General features: G+C 36.4%; 14 protein-coding genes and 1 riboswitch. Of the genes, 4 read left to right on the top strand and 10 right to left on the bottom strand.

From position 1 onward, the window contains the following. Positions 1-31: 31 nt before the first annotated feature. The 3 genes from O4M77_RS03540 to O4M77_RS03530 form a co-directional block, all read right to left on the bottom strand. Positions 32-1,060 carry a methionine synthase gene (locus O4M77_RS03540; protein ID WP_166137901.1) on the bottom strand — a complete coding sequence of 343 codons (1,029 nt, stop codon included), beginning with the start codon at positions 1,058-1,060 and terminating at the stop codon, positions 32-34. A gap of 43 nt (positions 1,061-1,103) precedes the next feature. After that, positions 1,104-2,102: a putative oxygenase MesX gene (locus O4M77_RS03535; protein WP_166137904.1), complete on the bottom strand. Its 999-nt coding sequence runs from the start codon at positions 2,100-2,102 to the stop codon at positions 1,104-1,106. Between the two features lie 353 nt (positions 2,103-2,455). Beyond that, complete coding sequence (locus O4M77_RS03530) at positions 2,456-3,757, bottom strand: MFS transporter (RefSeq protein WP_067728744.1); 1,302 nt, start codon at positions 3,755-3,757, stop codon at positions 2,456-2,458. A 443-nt stretch (positions 3,758-4,200) separates the two neighbouring features. Between O4M77_RS03530 and O4M77_RS03525 the strand changes: the two genes are divergently transcribed. Beyond that, entirely contained in the window at positions 4,201-4,869 is a 669-nt protein-coding gene (locus O4M77_RS03525; RefSeq protein WP_323713842.1) for an epoxyqueuosine reductase QueH, read from the top strand. Here the strand turns inward: O4M77_RS03525 and O4M77_RS03520 are convergent. The 7 genes from O4M77_RS03520 to O4M77_RS03490 all read right to left on the bottom strand — a co-directional run bounded on the left by O4M77_RS03520 (position 4,866) and on the right by O4M77_RS03490 (position 16,463). Continuing rightward, entirely contained in the window at positions 4,866-6,257 is a 1,392-nt protein-coding gene (locus tag O4M77_RS03520; protein WP_174659441.1) for a methylenetetrahydrofolate reductase C-terminal domain-containing protein, read from the bottom strand. The genes O4M77_RS03525 and O4M77_RS03520 overlap by 4 nt on opposite strands. Before the next feature lie 105 nt (positions 6,258-6,362). Next, complete coding sequence (locus tag O4M77_RS03515) at positions 6,363-6,659, bottom strand: hypothetical protein (RefSeq protein ID WP_323713841.1); 297 nt, start codon at positions 6,657-6,659, stop codon at positions 6,363-6,365. A 159-nt stretch (positions 6,660-6,818) separates the two neighbouring features. Next, positions 6,819-7,952, bottom strand: a complete 1,134-nt coding sequence (locus tag O4M77_RS03510; protein WP_323713840.1) for a 5-methyltetrahydropteroyltriglutamate--homocysteine S-methyltransferase — start codon at positions 7,950-7,952, stop codon at positions 6,819-6,821. A 343-nt stretch (positions 7,953-8,295) separates the two neighbouring features. Then, entirely contained in the window at positions 8,296-10,104 is a 1,809-nt protein-coding gene (locus O4M77_RS03505; protein ID WP_323713839.1) for a TonB-dependent receptor domain-containing protein, read from the bottom strand. Positions 10,105-10,230: 126 nt separating this feature from the next. After that, a riboswitch (cobalamin riboswitch) is annotated at positions 10,231-10,381 on the bottom strand. Positions 10,382-10,987: 606 nt separating this feature from the next. Continuing rightward, positions 10,988-13,114 (bottom strand): autotransporter domain-containing protein, encoded by a 2,127-nt coding sequence (locus tag O4M77_RS03500; RefSeq protein WP_323713838.1) that lies wholly within the window; start codon positions 13,112-13,114, stop codon positions 10,988-10,990. After that, positions 13,029-13,838 (bottom strand): S8 family serine peptidase, encoded by an 810-nt coding sequence (locus tag O4M77_RS03495; protein ID WP_323713837.1) that lies wholly within the window; start codon positions 13,836-13,838, stop codon positions 13,029-13,031. Before O4M77_RS03495 ends, O4M77_RS03500 begins: the two co-directional genes overlap by 86 nt. 891 nt (positions 13,839-14,729) lie before the next feature. Then, the gene (locus O4M77_RS03490) at positions 14,730-16,463 is read right to left on the bottom strand and encodes an AAA family ATPase (RefSeq protein WP_323713836.1); all 1,734 of its coding nucleotides are present in this window, start codon (positions 16,461-16,463) and stop codon (positions 14,730-14,732) included. Between the two features lie 260 nt (positions 16,464-16,723). Between O4M77_RS03490 and O4M77_RS03485 the strand changes: the two genes are divergently transcribed. The 3 genes from O4M77_RS03485 (at position 16,724) to O4M77_RS03475 (ending at position 18,476) form a co-directional block, all read left to right on the top strand. Further along, positions 16,724-17,080, top strand: a complete 357-nt coding sequence (locus tag O4M77_RS03485; protein WP_323713835.1) for a hypothetical protein — start codon at positions 16,724-16,726, stop codon at positions 17,078-17,080. A 103-nt stretch (positions 17,081-17,183) separates the two neighbouring features. Then, positions 17,184-17,432 carry a hypothetical protein gene (locus O4M77_RS03480; protein WP_004730515.1) on the top strand — a complete coding sequence of 83 codons (249 nt, stop codon included), beginning with the start codon at positions 17,184-17,186 and terminating at the stop codon, positions 17,430-17,432. Positions 17,433-17,543: 111 nt separating this feature from the next. Next, positions 17,544-18,476 carry an IS5-like element IS17 family transposase gene (locus O4M77_RS03475; RefSeq protein WP_099475569.1) on the top strand — a complete coding sequence of 311 codons (933 nt, stop codon included), beginning with the start codon at positions 17,544-17,546 and terminating at the stop codon, positions 18,474-18,476. The last annotated feature ends 9 nt before the right edge of the window (positions 18,477-18,485 follow it).

The following is an 18,485-nucleotide window of genomic DNA, read 5'->3' as shown; positions in this document are numbered from 1 at the left end:
TTACCCTGCTCAGCATCAAACTACGTTTGATTTAAGCCTCTAATTCTTTACGAACAATGGCAGCACCTGCACTTAACGCCTCAAGCTTGCCACGTGCAACATTACGAGATAAAGGTGTCATACCACAGTTGGTTGAAGGATACAGCTTGTCTGCATCAACAAATTGCAATGCTTTACGTAAGGTATTTGCGACTTCTTCTGCAGTTTCAACTTGATTGGTTGCTACATCAATTGCACCAACCATGACTTTTTTGCCACGAATCAGTTCAATTAAATCCATCGGTACACGTGAGTTTTGGCACTCTAACGAAATGATATCTAGCTTTGACTTTTGTAATTTAGGGAAGGACTCTTCATACTGACGCCATTCATTACCCAATGTTTGTTTCCAATCCGTATTTGCCTTGATGCCGTAGCCATAGCAAATATGGACAGCTGTTTCACATTTGAGTCCTTCAAGCGCACGCTCTAATGTCGCAATACCCCAATCATTTACTTCATCAAAGAACACATTAAATGCAGGCTCATCAAACTGAATAATGTCGACACCTGCCGCTTCGAGCTCTAAAGCTTCTTGATTCAGAATTTTGGCAAATTCCCAAGCCAATTTTTCACGGCTCTTGTAGTGACCGTCAAAAAGTGTATCAATCATGGTCATCGGACCAGGCAACGCCCATTTAATCGGTTGATTGGTTTGGCTACGTAAGAATTTAGCATCGTCTACAAATACAGCTTTTTTACGTGATACTTCACCGACCACTGAAGGTACGCTTGCTTCATAACGGTTACGAATACGCATGGTTTCACGCTTTTCGAAATCCACACCTTCAAGATGTTCAATGAACGTGGTTACGAAGTGCTGACGGGTCTGCTCGCCATCACTGACAATATCAATACCCGCAGTCACTTGCTCATGAAGTGATAATTTTAAAGCATCACGTTTTGCTTCCAATAATTCTTCACCTTCAAGTTTCCAAGCAGACCATAATTTTTCCGGTTCTGCCAGCCAAGTGGGTTTCGGTAAGCTGCCTGCTGTTGATGTTGGGAGTAAAATAGCCATAGTCTTCTTTCTCTAAATTTGTATATCGTTAAATTGTGTCAGCTTAAGCAGCAGTATCTTGTTGTGCTGTTTCAACTTTAAAATTGGCTGCCCATTCATCAAGAATGTCTTTATAAGGCTTAATAAAGTTTTCTTCGGTCCATTTCCCTTGTTTCACTGCCAATTCGCCACGTTCTACACGGTCATAGACAACACGAGTCAAAGAATAATCGCCATAGCTGAGACTTGGTTGATATTCCACACCTGCAGGTGAATTGGTGTTGTAAATTTCAGGACGATAGATTTTTTGGAAACTTTCCATGGTCGCAATCGCACTGATCAATTCAAAATCAGTGTAATCACGTAATAAATCACCGGCGCAGTAGAATGCGAGCGGTGCATTGGCACCTTGAGGCTTAAAGTAACGAACACTTAAACCCATTTTGGCAAAATAGGCATCGGTACGTGAGTAATCGTCATTGGTATATTCAACCCCGAGTACTGGATGCACATTGGCTGTTTGGTAATAGGTTTTCGTGGTTGAGATACTTAAACAAATCACTGGGTTTTGCTTAAATTCTGCTTTAAATACGTCTGAATTCACCAAGTGTAAGTACAATTTACCGTGTAGATCACCAAAGCCTTCAGGTTGCTCATTGAACTTACAACCATGTGCTGGCAGTACCACGCTGAAGTCATAATCACGCACAAAAGAAGAAAAACTGTTACCAATCATACCCTCAAGACGTTCACCGGTTTTATGGTCGATCACGGTGCTTTTTAAAGTTTCAATGAATGGGAAAGTTTGACCATTACCTTCAATATCAATCGCCGCTGAAATAATATCAATTTCAAGTGAATAGCGATCGCCTTTAGGATTATCTACAGTTGCAAGGCTATTGAAACGGTTATTGATCATCGCCAATGTACGGCGCAGATTTTCTTGGCGGCTTTCACCACGGGCCAAGTTAGCAAAATTCGTGGTTAAACGGGTATTGTTTGCTGGTTCATAGTTTTCATCGAAACGAATGCGTTTGATTGAACATGCAAATTTCTGACTCATGGAGATTGCCACCTAAAAAATTTTACAAAATCTAAATTTCTGAATGGCTTTATTTAAACGTGAATCATAAAATGAGTAAAACGATATAAATTCAGGATAAGATGAGTAAATCTCATGTTGGTGTTTTTTTAACATGCAATGGATGAGATCGCCTCATCAAATATCCATATTGAAAGATCAAGTGTTGGACACGTATTAAATAGAAATCGAATGCATCTGTATATCGATACAATGATGAACATTTAATAATGAGAAAACGAGTTGGGATAAGGTGTATCTGAGTTGTGGGCTTATTCATTTTAAAATATACGATTGAATAAGCCCGAAATTGAGCATCATGTGCAATAAAACAATCAGCTCATAATGTTTTCATTTTTTGTTTCACGAATACACATGAAAGCACATAGAGAAACACCTGCCGCGATAGATAAATAATATCCCACAGCATGCAAACCATAATTTTGAGCCAATTGAGTTGCAATCAAAGGGGCAAATGATGCGCCTAAAATACTACCAAAATTATAAGACAAGGCTGTTCCTGTATATCGAACTGAAACAGGGAAAATTTCAGACAAAATGGTCCCAAGTGGTCCATAAGTTAAGCCCATAATACTTAAACCAAGGCACAGGAACACCAATACTGATAATACGTTATCAGCAACAAAAAATGTTGAGAAGAACAATCCAAAGATCATGGTCAGAATACAAATGGCAATGGATGTTATTTTTCTACCAAACTTCTCAGCGGATAATGCAGAGATAGGAATACACAGACCAAAACACACTGTTGCAATCAGTTGGATTTTTAAAAAAGTATCTCGACTATACCCTAATGCGGTTGTCCCCCAATTCAATGCAAATATCGTCATCAAATAAAATACAACCAAGGTACATACTGTCGCCAACATACCCAATACCACTTTTCCAATATGTTTGGTGAGCACATCCTTCAAAGGTACTTTAACTGCTGATTGCTTGTTTAAAACATTTTGAAAAGCTGGAGATTCGTGTAGTTTTAATCGAATATATAAGCCAACGAATACTAGCAATGCACTTGCAATAAACGGAATTCGCCAACCCCATTGCATAAAGGCTTCATCTGATAAAAATGCACCTAATAATAAAAATGAGCTTGCCGCAAGAATAAAACCAATTGGAGAACCGAGCTGTGGGAACATGCCATACCATGCACGTTTACCCTTTGGTGCATTTTCTGTGGCGAATAATACCGCACCACTCCACTCGCCACTCAAACCAAGCCCTTGCCCTAAACGACACAATGCTAACAAGATGGGTGCAGCCACACCAATTTGTGCATGGGTCGGTAATAGTCCGATGCAAACTGTAGAAATCCCCATTAATAGCAATGCAGAAACGAGTGTGGCTTTACGGCCAATTCGATCACCAAGATGTCCAAAAATAATAGCGCCAATTGGACGTGCGATAAATGCAATTGAAAAAGTGGCTAAAGATTGCAGTAATGCGGCACTACCACTACTTTCAGGGAAAAATAAATGCGGGAAAACCAGTACAGCAGCCGTGGCATAAATATAAAAGTCGAAAAATTCAATTGTTGTACCTACCAGACTCGCAAATAAAACACGTGTTTTAGAATTTGGATTGACCGTGGAGGTGTTGTGTTCTACATATTCCATGAAAGACCATCATCATTCGATAAAAAATCAAAAGATATAAATAAGTCGGCTCTCATTTATATTTGTACAAAAAAAATGATGACGGCTTAGATATACACTGAACAAAATATGTTTAGAACCCGATTCAATTTTTTTATGACTTTTAGCGAAATTTAAGTATTCAAATTAATGAGCTATTTTTAGCTTTTCCAAAGAAAAAATAGCTCAGCCTTCAATTTTAAAATTTGGCTTCATTCAATTGATTTGTTTAAGCTCTAATCATATTTCACCAGTGCAATTTATACCCACACCAATACATGAGTAAAACGATATTTCCTCACCAAAAGATGAATTTAATTCACAACTTACATCCTGAAGATCACTCATTTAAACATGAGCAAAAATCACCTTAACCATGAGATTAGATTGTTAAGATGTAGGGTTTAGATTTAAGCCCTATTTCCATGTCAAATAAACTTGAACGTCAAAAACTGACTCTCCCAGAAGGTCATGACAGACTCCTGCTTCACTCCTGCTGTGCGCCGTGCTCAGGTGAAGTGATGGAAACCTTGATTGAATCAGGTATCGACTTTTCAATCTTTTTCTATAACCCAAACATTCATCCTATTAAGGAATATATTATCCGTAAAGAAGAAAATATTCGCTTTGCGGAAAAGCATAATATTCCGTTTATTGACTGCGATTACGACACAGATAATTGGTTTGCACGTGCGAAAGGTATGGAAAATGAGCCTGAAAAAGGCATTCGATGTACCATGTGTTTTGATATGCGTTTTGAACGTACAGCCCTGTATGCCGCCGAAAATGGTTTTAGCCTCATCAGTAGCTCACTTGGCATTTCCCGTTGGAAAGATATGAAGCAAATTAATGACTGTGGTCATCGCTCTGCTTCACATTATGACGGAATATCCTATTGGGATTACAACTGGCGTAAAAATGGCGGTGCTGTTCGTATGCTTGAAATCAGTAAAAAAGAAGAGTTCTATCAACAAGAATATTGTGGTTGTGTGTATTCCTTGCGTGATACCAATCGCTGGCGTATGAGCCAAGGACGTGATCGCATCAAACTCGGTGTAAAATTCTATTCAAATGCAATGGATGACGAGACTTAAGCCTCTGTTGCCAAGTACCAATTTTTCCAAGAACTGGTTCCACGCACTTCAATGGGTACAGTTGGAATCAGTTGTTGTTTTAAAAGCTCTGTTTGCCCTATTGCCTTGGCAAGTCGCGCTTTCACCGAGTGAATACACTCCCGATCACCAAATTCACAACGATCTAAACAGGTTCCTCCACAAGGACCATTGGCCAAGCCTTTTGGGCAAGTTTCAGGACAAATATAAAGTGTATCCGCTAATCGACACTGTCCACAGCTTTCACAGCCCACGACACCATGCTTACTGATAAATTCAGTTTGCAGTAATGCTTTTGCTACAGACTTATTTTCCCAAAATGAAGCTTTAAAAATAAAACCTCCAATCCCCTTAGCAATTTTAGATTCAAACAACGTCTCATGCATGAAATGCAGGTGTTGATATTTAATCAGCTGAGTGGATGTCGGTTGACGTGAATAATACGGTAATTCCGGTACAAATTCTTTTCCAGTCTTCACTTGCCATAGTGAATTCCAGATATCTTCAAGTGCCTCCAAATCCAGATGCTGATATTGTTCTATATAGCTTTCCAAAAGTATCTGCTCTTCAGGCTTATGACAGGCTGATAAATGTACTCCTGCAAATCCAAGCTGTTTACAGATTAAAATTTGTAAAGCACAGCGTTTATAGGCATTTTCTTGTAATCCTGCTTGTTTTTCTTCAGATAAGACTTGCAACATATGTGGTGTAATCACAATTCCAGCCACTTTATTTTTCAGCATAAAATTGGCACGTGCAAAACTGAGTGGCATGACACAAACCAGCATTTTTTGAGGATAATGGTGATGCTTTAAAAATGCCTTTGCCTGTTTTAAAGCATCTATGTCATAACCTAATTGAGTAATGATAAAGCCTGCACCGGCTTTGAGTTTTTTATGCAGTTTTAGATACTGTGCGTCACGTTCAGCTTCTGCATATTTAAACGGGTTAAAGGCGACACCAATATGAAAACCTCCATGCTTATTAGCAACCATAACAGCATTAACTGACTCTAAATAGCGTGTACGAGAACTACCATCACACCCATCACTATGGTTTTTCAGTTTATCTCCAGTGAGTAATAACAAATTTTGAATATTCGCTTTCTGGGCTCGTTGAAGAAACATCTCAAAATCTTGGATATCTCGCCCTTTTCCTGAATAATGCAGCAGCTTTTCAATGTGTGATGGGAATGACTTGGCTACTTCAAGTGGTGCAAGGTCATCATCTGCATGCACGCGATCTGCCAATGTCGTCACTACAGGATATCCTGCCAAAGACTGTGGCACAGCAGTATCTTGAGATGTCGTTAAATATTCCAACAAAATACAGAATTGATTTTTAGATAGGTATTGTGAAAAATTAAGCATGTGCCTTGATCTATCCAACATCATTGATTAAAAAACGCTCAATGGCTTAAAGGCCTATCGCTACCTAGCCCATTTAAAGATATTCTGATGAACTCAACCAAAATTCTATTTTTTCCTTTGGGATGAGCTGATCTTCACTTGACGGCGTAGCGTGTTAATTTTTTGCTCAAGTAATTGAATAATCAAGTCAGAACCACTGATCCAAGTATCATGATCCTGAAATCTCAACTCATCCTTTAGAACAATTTCAGATTGCTCATCATTAGTATTTTTTCTAGCTATCTCAAAACCTAGAATCGAATTCTCTTTCGAACGTATTACCTTGAACACACTAAAATCAATTGGGTTATTGCTATGTATCATTCGACATACACGACCAATAAACTCTTTATCCTTTAACATATTTACTCTCAAACCAACGGATAACTTACTTAAAACTTTTAAACATGCTGATTAATTTGAATATCTTGCAAAAGGATTAATTAAAGCATTTACAGTTATTACCAAGGCAATAATACGCATACTTTGACTGATCACTTTTACAAGACATCCATGATGAAATTAAGGCCAGAACTTTTTTGCGACCTTATTCATTAACTTGATTTTTTCCCACTGGGTATCATAGGAAATTTTGTTGCCCTCCTCAGTTGAAGCAAAACCGCTCTGTAAACACAGCCCTAATTGCTCAATGGGTAAAAATTGAGTTGCGTCATGGATACGCTGTGAAATGTCATCTTCACTTTCCACATACTCTTTTTTCGAAGAGACTAAGCCCAAAAATACTTCTGTTTGTGTGCCTTTGAGTAGCGCAATAGGTTCAAATCCACCTGCCCGATCTGTATCAAATTCCAATAAGTAACGATCGATATTGGTCAACTGTTTGAAAATATATGTAGAGATAAAGTGATAATCACCTTGATACAACCAGCTCGAACTAAAGTTGCCACGGTCAATATGCAACGATATAAATAAATCTTCTGGTTTATCTTTGAGTGCAAGATTGAGTATTTCTACACCTAGCATTGCTAAGTCATGATCTGACATACCAGAAGTGATTTCAGTTGCTCTATATTCTTCATCACTTAAATAGGCCCAAAACTCATCATTCAGTTGTAAATATCGACAACCTTCTTGGTAAAGCGCTTGAATTGCTTCTCGATAAGATTGCCCAATATCTGCAATATAGTCATTGATACGATCTGCATAGAACCGATTGTTTCTTAAGTGTGGAAAAAGCAACATAGTTGGACTTGGTATGCAATATTTAGCAGTTGCAAAACCTTCAATTGCTTTATGTAGATAACGATAATGAATCAGACTTGTGTGTTCTTCTGACCAAGCAATTTTCCCTGTGATACGGATGTCAATCGGTTTACTGATCGCATCTTTATATTTCAATCCATCACGTGTTTTGTAGCTTTCTATGCCTTGCAATTGCTCAAGAAAATCGAAATGCCACCAAGTACGGCGAAAATCACCATCAGTCACTACAGAGCAATCTAGATCAAGCTGAATATCAATCAGATTATCAATTTCTGCATCTTCAACTTGTCTTAAAGTTTCCTCATAAATCACTCGATCAGCAAAATCGTAACGTGCTTTTTTGAGTTTCAACGCTCTTAAAAAACTACCGATATGTTCCACCTTATTATTCGCATATTGAGCCTTCGCTTTAGGAGATGTATTACTTTGCATAAATAAACCAAATGAAAAATGACTTCTGAAAAGCACATTTTGTAAAAAATAGAATTATCGTTGATGGATATACTCCCCCAACGGAAAAAGATGTCTTTCCAGTATTTTGTAGCTATGAATGAAAAACCAGACGACGAATCGTCTGGCTTTCAGGTGCATTACCTTCAAAACGGGAGTATTGAAGGTATAACAACAAAACTGTACTGGTGTTTGCTTAGGTAAATTTGGCTAAAAAACACTATAAAAAACAATAGTAACAATGAATTATAACTATTATTACATGAGCTTTGACTGAAGGATTTTCACGTATAAATGAAGATCCCTCAGTTTCCAATACGAATTATTATTTCATCGCATAACGCAAGGTCACCCAAGCAGTACGACCATCTTGACGATAAACATCACCGTTCCAAGAGTTGTTGGTGTAATACTCTTTATCAAACATATTTGCTAATTTAGCTTGTACACTAAATTCAGGTGTTACTTGGTACGCTACACGCACATCCGCGATTGCAAAACCTGCTAATTTTGCTGTGTTTAGCGCATCTGTATAACGCTTTTCTTCTGCATGTACCGAGCCACCAATTGTCCAATCTTCAACTTTATAATCGAGACTCGCATTAAATAATTGTGCAGGTTTAAATGTTAGCTGTTTACCTTTAGCATTTGGATTTTGATTCTCCGGATCTTGGTAGGTATAGTTTACATTCCATGATAAAGCATCAAAATTTTGCCCCAAGCTGAGTTCAATACCTTTAATTTTTGCTTGACCGTTATTTTGGTTGGCAATCAGGTTATCAATTTTGTTTACAAAACCAATAAGTTCCCAATCTATTAACTGCGAGCCTTTGAATCCAATTTCAATATTTTCAGATTCTTCAGGTTCTAAGTTTGGATTCGCCCAACCAGGATAGTAAAGATCATTAAATGTTGGTGAGCGGAAAGCCGTTCCATAAGACATATAAGCATTATAGTAATCATTAAATTGATAACCTAAAGCAATATTTCCTGTCGTATGCTGTCCAAATTGCTCATTATCATCCGAACGTAAAGCAGCTTGTAAATTTACTGCATTAAATTGACCGATATATTGTGTAAACAAACCAATGTTATTACGTTCTTTTTCATCATAGTCGGTTGAACTGGTTACTTTATCATTTAGATAATCAACACCTGCCACCAAGCTATGATTTTTATTAAATTCAATCGTGTTTAACCATGAAACAGTTTGTTTTTCTGTATCAAACTTACCGGTTGTTTTCTTTGAATCGAAAGTCTCGTACTTATCTTGGCTAATGCCAACATTGAATTTACTTGTCCAAATATCATTTGGAGTAAACGTTAAGCCAGCACCATATACATTCTGTTGAATCTCATTTTCAGGATTCACTCCACCATCATACTCAGCTTCCCCTTGAACATGTAAAGCATTGACTTCGATAGCGAAGAGTTCATTGAATTGATGACCCGCTTTTAAAGATGCAGAAACATTCTTATAGCCATCTTTATCTTCTTCGGTTTTTGACGTAAGAACATCTAGACCTTGCGTTTTTAGGCCAGCTAAACTCGCACTCATCCAGGTATTCTCTTTACGGATATCAACACCCACATTCGCATCATAAGTTTCGTGTGATCCATATTTTAATGATGCGTAAGGTTTAATACCGTCTGCAGTACCTTTACGTGTATAAATTTGAATAACGCCGCCTACAGCTTCAGAACCATACAAACTAGAACGTGGGCCACGAACAACTTCGATACGCTCAATTTGATCAATTGGTAGATGTTCAATTGCTGTTTGACCAGTTGTTGCTGATGCTAGTTTTTGCCCATCAACCATAACCAATACAGCATTGGAGTTTGTACCGCGAATTGAAAGACCCGTTGTCTGACCTAATCCACCTGTATTGACATAACTAATACTAGGAATCGTACGTAATAAATCTTGTAAAGAGCTAAACTGTTTACGTTCAATTTCTTCACGTTCAATCACTGTTACAGCAGCTAACGTATCAGTATTTGCTTGCTCAACCAAGTTAGCAACGACATTAATTTTAGGAAGTTGGAAAACAGTTTTTTCTGCTGCCATTGCCATAGACAATGGAGATAAGACTAACAAACCACCTAAAGCGATTGTATACATTTTATTCATGATATACCCCAAAATTTCGCACCGCCCGTGCAAATATAAATGTGAAGCGCGCGGACGGATTTTGGGTAAGCAATACCAACTCAATATAATAGAAGTATGCAATCCCTTCTTTAACGCCCGCCGCATTAGTTAGGTTATGCAACAGGCCGGTCTCCGGACTTAAGGATATTGAAATAACCTATTCACCGTTGCGGGGGCAGTGTTAGCTTACAATTTGAATTGTACTAACTTCCCAGTTTCACTTCTCTATAGAAGCACCTGAAGCAGGTGCAGAGACTAAAACTAAGTCCTTGCTAAGTCAAACTGTTTCTGATTATTCGTATTACTCTCATAAAGCTAAATTTTCTAAGGAATATAGGAAGTAATAATATTTAAGGTCAACTTAACCTCCATATCTAATTAAAAGATGTCTACAAAATTGGTGGCTATTCACTCACTAGAACTCAACCCTATCAATTTCTATCTAATATAAGTTATTGAATTATCTATTATTCAATTACTTGCATATGATAGTTTGTGATAGCCATTAAAAAAAGTGTGGCAAAAAATGTGGCAAAGATTTATTTAGCTTAGAACTAATAAATCTTAAGTTTGCATAACCTTTTCATAGAAACAGACGTTCTTTCTTAGAAAAGTAGCTAATCCAATTTCTCCCAAAATTTCGACATGTCTTCTCATTCAATTTGAAGAGAAAAGGCTATTTTCCTAGAAAATAGCCTTTTTTATATACTAATTTATCTAAGTTAACATTTGATGTTAGTCAATAAAGCATACATAATTGAAATTTCAATACCTATTTATTTAAAATTTATAAGATATTTCAATAGCCTTAAACTCGCCCAACAATCTGATTAATGATTAAATTTTACAAAATAATTTCACATTAAAACATATACTTAAGCCCTAATTGAGCTTGTATATCATCAGAATTTTTCGCATTTCCTGCTACATCACCAAACATATTCCATTTAGAGTTGTTTGTTAGATAGTTGAATGTAATGCCATACAAGAAGTAATCCTTGTCGTAAGCAGGTGCTTGGTAGCTCACACCAACAGTATTATCTACGTTTGATGCCAAGCTAACATTTGGTAAAGAGCGATCTACCGCATTAGCATATTCACCATAACCACCTAGCGCCAAGTTTTTAGTAACTTGATAGTCGAATCGAACACCTACGTGCAGTTTATTTTCTTTAGCTGTTACATCATCAACAGTAACACCCATTTCACTAGATTCATTAACCTTGTCCAAAGTAACACTGTTAAAGCTTAGTGCAGCATATGGGGATACAGACCATTGATTGTTAATGAAGCTATAACCTACTTCACCGTATACACCATACTTATCTAAATCAGATTTAGCATTGCTTTGCTCTGAATCCACACCGTTTGTTACGCTACGTTTAAATTCAACATCACCAAAACCATATTGAGCATTAGCTGCGAAATACAAGTCTGATGCGGTATTCCATTTACCATAAACACCAAAGGTAGTCAGGTCAGTTTCACTTGTACCATTTGATTCTGAAAACTTAGAGTCATCTTTGTAAGTTGAAACATAAGCACCTAAAATCGCATTATCAGCCACTTGGAAATCCGAACCAGCGGTCAAAGTTGAGATTTCTGAATCAACCTTATCCCATCCTTTAGCTTTTGTAGAAGTCTCCTGATAAGCGCCATTTACCCACGCACCTGTTACACCTTGTTTAGATACTTGGAATGCACGTTGAGCGACTTGCGCATTGGTCATTGCATCGTTGTGCAATAATACAGATGGTGTTTCCGCAAATAACGCCCCCGCATTAGTATTCAAGACAGCTTGTGCTTGCTCAGCAGTCACCGCTTGCTGTACTTTCGCTACATAGCTGGTTAATTCAGTTGATTCACCATTCACAGCTTGCGCATTCGCTTTAGCCATAAGTTGGTTAACTAAATCACCAGAAGCATTAGACAGACCACCGTTCAAAGTACCTGCTACTTTAGCATCTTTTAACTGAACATCTACTGAATAAGTATTAGCATCCTTAGTGGTTTCACCGACTTGCAAGAATGCACTCTTAGCAGTAACCGTATCAAAATCACCTGTAATAGAACCTGCTTTAATTACATCATGTTTACCAGCAGTAACCATTTTTTGATCTTGAGCAGTAACTTCTAACGCACCATCTAGATTAGCAACACCAGTAACAGTTAAATAGTGTTCCAAGCCATACACTAATTTTGCTTGCTCATACTGATTGTAGTCACCAGCGATAGTTAAGCGACCTTTTTCCGTTGAAACAGTACCACCATTATCAACAGCACCAACCTTACCAGCACCTGTTAATAAACCTGTGCTATATACAGCAGTTAATGGAGATTCAATACTGCCATTCACACGCAATTCACCATCACTTACAACAGTATTGCCAAAGAAAGTATTGTTGCCACTTAGTACCAATGTACCCTTACCGCCTTTTACTAACCCTGCATCACCAGTGATGTTGTTAGAGAAAATAGCTAGACCTGAATTAACTTCCGCATTAAAAGTTTCACCAAAAATTTGGCTGAACATTTCAGGGCCTTTCAAAGCCGAAGCTTGATTAAAATAACCCCAACCAAAAGTTTTATTAAATAATTTTTGGCCTGAACCATCATCAACATAATCAGCAGTAGTCAAAATAGTTTGACGCACTTGATCGGCTGTCATCCAAGGATATTTAGACCAGATTTGAGCAGCCAATGCAGTAATTTGAGGTGCAGATGCAGATGTACCTACAAAAACAGCATTACCATTTAAATTTTCGCTATAAACAGGAACTTCATAATCAGCAGCAATACACCAGCGAGCAGCATCCCCACACGCATTTGCACCCGTACCATCTTTTGCACGGTAAAGAGCTTTTTTGGTAGAATCTAGACCAGTTACAGCTAAAAGCCCCTTCTCAATACCCTCCCCCCCCAACGAAGGTTGGAAGCAAGGCTTCAATATTAGGCGTAGAAGAACCATCATTACCTGTTGAGAAAACAATCAATGAACCACCATCGGCCAAATTCATTGCATATTTAGTAAGTGTTTTCTTGTATTCAGTTTCGGCAGTACGTGTCCCAAATGAACCATTAAACAATTTCACACCATGCTTATCATGCAAGTCTTGCATAGCAAGGAGAGCACCTGATGTATAGCCCAGACCACCATTTTGATCTGAAGTGCGTGCGCCATAGATTTCAGCAATATCTTTAGCAGCACCCTCAGGAATATTTTCGTACTCTGGATCACCATTTGACTTAGCAGCAATAACGCTTGCAACTAAAGTACCGTGATTGTTAATACTTAAATCCTGAATATCAATTCCTGCGTTTGTGAGATCGGTAACAGTGATCTCACCTGCTTCATAATCTTCAATGTATTTATAAACTTTTTTAACTGCATGCTCTAAAATATCATTTTTTCGAACGCCAGAGTCGATAACACCAACTTTCACTTTATTTGCAGATGTATCAGGTTCTACAACATTAAAGTTTTCTTTCTTATACACATAATCTTGTTCAGGAGTTGTAGTTGGTTCTTTATCACCTGAACCAGTACCTGTATCTGAACCAGTGCCTGTATCTGGATTCTCAACCCCACCCACTGGTGGTGTGGTTACATTTGGACCATTTGATGCAGAATTACCTCCGCCACCACCACAACCAATTAAAATGGAGGTTATTGCTACTGATAAAACCGTTTTTGTAAAGAAATTATTGAACACTCAACACCCCTATTTTTCAATTAAAATAAATATATAATTATTTAAAACAAATATATAATTTTAATTATAATTAAAAAAAATCTTAGAACAATTATTCAAAAGTAGAATACACCTCTTGTGTTAGTCAAAATTTAATCAGTGATAAGCGTTGATTTTTAAATAAATATCAAAGTCTAAAATAGTCAAAAATGATAATTTCGCGAGAGGTCTAATATTCATATAATTTATTTATAAGAAATCATGAAACTATTTTTAAAATTTATAAATATTTTGAATGCATGGCAGAGTAAAACTTGAAGTGCGACATAAACCACCTAATTAATTTAAAGGGTTTATGGAGTATAGGACTTACGCATTGACGGATTCAAAAAAGTGAACCGTACCGGATTTGTCGGAGAGTCAATATTCTGAGAGACTATCCCGATGACAAAATTAAAATATACCCCTGAAATCAGAGAAAGAGCGTTTCAGCATTAATTTCCTGTTTATATAAACCTGAATACCAATATTTAACTTCCGAAACCCAAGACCCTATAAAATTGTACTTATATATAAATTATATAGCTGAATACTTAATTTATTATCACACCTAAAACCATAGGAAATGAGGTTTTACAGATATTTCCATGTGCTAGTGTTCTTAGAATTTAGCTATAGCTGATTTTTAACGTTTAATAATTACTTAATTAGCAAAGTTGAAAAGTTGAAAAGTTGAAAAGTTGAAAAGTTGAAAAGTTGAAAAGTTGAAATTATTAAGGGGACTATAATCAATATGAAGTCCCCTAAGACAATAAGCCAATTAATTAGTTGTATTAGTGCATGTATTGCATGTATTGCATGTATTGCATGTATTGCATGTATTGCATGTATTGCATCTTATTAATTTACTATTTATGTAGGTAGTCTCCAATACCACGCTTGCTCTCTTTTAAAGCTTATTGCGCCTATATCTCTGATTGCTCTACCATAAGTGGCATCTGATATACCTTCTTCCGAACATAATGATTTCAAGTGTTTAGACGCTATAATCTCATTTTTAGACAATAGATCTAATATAAGTTTTTTTGCCCTATTAATTTCAGTTGCTTTTTCCTTTTTATTACCTGATTTAGTGTCAAATGAGCCAATGAAAGGTTCAAGCCAAGTAGTTTTAGACGTTTCTATCCGTTTGCCAACAGTAGCTGATTCAATTCGATATCTCATGTGAGTATCCGATTGTTTAGTTGTATTCGTTTTCACTCTAGATAAATAAAAATTATCTTCACTTTCATCTTTTAAAGCACATAGTGCCATTCTTGCTTTTGCTGTAAATGCTTGAGATCCTAAAAATCTTTCAACTAAAGGCATATTCTCTTTACCTGCACTTTTAGATAGATGAGTAATACAGACAACCGCACAGTTATAATCTTCCGCAAATTTACTCAAGGGATCTAACGCTTGTCGCACCGTATTGGCTTTATTTAAATCACCTTGTACTAACCCTACGACAGGATCAATAATTAAAAGCCGAAGTTCAGGATTTGCTTTGGCATAGTTTTCTAATGCTGTTATATCCTCTATCCCAAACGACCTGATTTTTCCCTTTCTATCAACTACTCCATCCATCACAGCTATATTATCTAAATTAGCTTCATAGGACATAATCCGAGGCTTAAGCGTATCATCTGCAGCATCTTCTGTTGAATAAATTAATACTTTTCCAGGTTTCTCACATTTACTGCCATCAGGAAATACCCCCCCAACTGAAATTGTTGCTGCAATTGAAAGCATGAGATTCGTCTTACCACAACCTCCAATACCGGCTAATACAGTTATTTTTCTAGCAGCTAACCATCCCTCCCAAATCCAATCAGTTGGCTTTTCTTCAATTTGAGACAGTGTTCTTACAACTAATGCAGTGTTCAGCTGCATTGTTGCTTCAATTGGTGGCTCCTGACCTATCATGTTCAATCTTGCATCTTCAATATTTTTTAAATGACTTACCTGTTCCATTAGGTATTTATATTTATGCTCATCATTAAGATGTTGAAGATTATTACTACTAATAAATAAATCCTCATTCATTGTTGGCGGTTGCGTGCCAAGCATAACTTTAAAAATATCTTCTCCAAAATTATTATTAATTATATAAAAACCATCATCATTATCAGAAACATAGACAATAGGCTGTCTGTTTTTAGCGAAAAGCTTAAAAATAGAGACATCATCTGTTGTAAAAACCCAAGATTTATATTTGATATCTAAATTAGCAACTGGAATTCCTTTACCGATTGAAAAATTAACGTTAATTTCCTCAATCTTTTTTTGAGGCTCACTTAACTCATCCCATTTAGATGCAACACCATTAATTAAATATCCTGTTGCTTTATTAATATCACTTTCATCACATAACTTTATAGCATTACAACCTTCACAATCAAAATCAGGATATTTTGCATATATATTACTCATCTGATTAACCTTATATAATCCACTATCATAATCCTCAATTAAAAAATTATTTTCAAAATCCTCAATTGATTTAAAATACTCAACCTCATTCCTCTTATTAATAATAGAAAAAAATACATCCCCATCAATCATTAAATCTTGCTTAGAATCCGAACCATTAATCAAATTATTCACTTTTACCTCAAATAATTAAAAAACAAATATTTAGTAGACAGACTAACCAACATACTTATATTTCAATTCAGTCTGCAGGAGCATTAAATCAAACTTAGAAATTCAATGATTAATTTGGTTCGTAAAATCAAAAAAAAGTATATATAAAGTTTTTTTTAATTTAATAATCAATGTTTTATAAAAAACCAAACAACTGCGGCACAACAGATTTACGCATTACACTTCCACTAATAAAAATACCAAAATCAATTCACTGAAATGTGGTAAATGCGGTAAATGCGGTAAATGTGGTAAATGTGGTAAATGTGGTAAATGTGGTAAATGTGGTAAATGTGGTAAATGTGGTAAATGTGGTAAATGTGGTAAATGTGGTAAATGTGGTAAATGTGGTAAATGTGGTAAATGTGGTAAATGTGGTAAATGTGGTAAATGTGGTAAATGTGGTAAATGTGGTAAATGTGGTAAATGTGGTAAATGTGGTAAATGTGGTAAATGTGGTAAATGTGGTAAATGTGGTAAATGTGGTAAATGTGGTAAATGTGGTAAATGTGGTAAATGTGGTAAATGTGGTAAATGTGGTAAATGTGACAATATTTAAAAACCCTGTCAATTTCTAAATATTAACCAAAAAAAACTATTTCACTTTTCAATGAATTTTAAATAACAATAATTGGCAATACATAATTCTGTGTATTAAAATTCATCCAAATAGGTGAAAAAATGAAAAATATTGACATCAATAATTTAAACCGTATCGCTTTAAAAATAATTGAATTATTTATTGAAGATGATTTAGATGAATCCTATATAAATGGAAAAATAAAAGATTTTAAAAAGCAAAATAGATATGAAACATTTTATTGGGCTTTATATAATTTAGATTCAATAAAAACACCTGCTTTATTAAGATATTTAGATATTGACCAACAAGAATATCTAAATGCAAAAGAATTATTTAGAAAGCTTTAATTTTTAAACCTCTTGCGAAAGTATCATTTTTGACTATTTTAGACTTTGATATTTATTGGCTTTGTTGCACAAACCTATCTGTAAAGGCTTTTTCAGCGATATAATTTTCAAATGAAGAAGCCTACACACAAAATCTACCGCACAACCAATTGGCCCGCATATAACCGAGCACTCATGAGTCGCGGAAATATTGCCATTTGGTTTGATCCTGCTACGCAATGGTATGCTCCATCAAAAGGCAAACAAGGGCGAAATCAAACCTACTCCGACGCAGCTATCCAATGCTGCTTAATGATTAAATCTCTATTCCGTTTGTCTTTACGTATGGTCACTGGCTTTGTGCAAAGTCTGATTAAACTTTGCGGATTAAATTGGACCGCACCAGATTACAGTACGCTTTGTAGAAGACAAAAGCATATTGATATTGCAATCAGCTACCAAAAAAGTAGCGATGGGCTGCATCTACTCGTAGACTCTACAGGCATGAAGTTTCTAGGTGAGGGCGAATGGAAACGCAAGAAACATGGAGCTGAATATCGTCGCCAATGGCGTAAACTACATATTGGTATAGATGCCAAAACCCTACAAATACGCGCTATTCAGCTCACAACCAATAATGTCAGTGATTCACAGGTGCTTGGTGATTTACTTAATCAGATTCCACAAGATGAGCAGATTGACTCTGTTTATACCGATGGAGCTTATGACACCAAGCAATGCCGTCAGGTCATTGCAGATCGGCAAGCGCATGCGGTGATTCCACCTAGAAAAAATGCGAAACCATGGAAAGATACAAAGAGTAGCTCGCTAGAGCGAAATGAATTACTTCGAACAGTTAAACATTTAGGCAGGACATTATGGAAAAAATGGTCAGGCTATCATCGCCGCAGTTTGGTGGAAACCAAGATGCATTGCATCAAATTATTAGGCGATAAATTAATGGCAAGAAGCTTTCCTAGTCAGGTGAATGAGATCCATGCACGTGTAGCAGTCCTTAACAGATTTACGGAATTAGGTCGCCCACTTACCCAAGTTACGCCTTAAATTTGGATC

The organism is Acinetobacter sp. YWS30-1 (assembly GCF_033558715.1).
Classification (GTDB): Bacteria; Pseudomonadota; Gammaproteobacteria; order Pseudomonadales; family Moraxellaceae; genus Acinetobacter.
This window is presented reverse-complemented; position numbering and strand designations above follow the sequence as displayed.

What these genes read in the sequence shown, in the direction of transcription:
- O4M77_RS03540 (WP_166137901.1), bottom strand. Translation starts at nt 1,060, where the DNA reads ATGGCTATTTTACTCCCAACATCAACAGCAGGCAGCTTACCGAAACCC.
- O4M77_RS03535 (WP_166137904.1), bottom strand. Translation starts at nt 2,102, where the DNA reads ATGAGTCAGAAATTTGCATGTTCAATCAAACGCATTCGTTTCGATGAA.
- O4M77_RS03530 (WP_067728744.1), bottom strand. Translation starts at nt 3,757, where the DNA reads ATGGAATATGTAGAACACAACACCTCCACGGTCAATCCAAATTCTAAA.
- O4M77_RS03525 (WP_323713842.1), top strand. Translation starts at nt 4,201, where the DNA reads ATGTCAAATAAACTTGAACGTCAAAAACTGACTCTCCCAGAAGGTCAT.
- O4M77_RS03520 (WP_174659441.1), bottom strand. Translation starts at nt 6,257, where the DNA reads ATGCTTAATTTTTCACAATACCTATCTAAAAATCAATTCTGTATTTTG.
- O4M77_RS03515 (WP_323713841.1), bottom strand. Translation starts at nt 6,659, where the DNA reads ATGTTAAAGGATAAAGAGTTTATTGGTCGTGTATGTCGAATGATACAT.
- O4M77_RS03510 (WP_323713840.1), bottom strand. Translation starts at nt 7,952, where the DNA reads ATGCAAAGTAATACATCTCCTAAAGCGAAGGCTCAATATGCGAATAAT.
- O4M77_RS03505 (WP_323713839.1), bottom strand. Translation starts at nt 10,104, where the DNA reads ATGAATAAAATGTATACAATCGCTTTAGGTGGTTTGTTAGTCTTATCT.
- O4M77_RS03480 (WP_004730515.1), top strand. Translation starts at nt 17,184, where the DNA reads ATGAAAAATATTGACATCAATAATTTAAACCGTATCGCTTTAAAAATA.
- O4M77_RS03475 (WP_099475569.1), top strand. Translation starts at nt 17,544, where the DNA reads ATGAAGAAGCCTACACACAAAATCTACCGCACAACCAATTGGCCCGCA.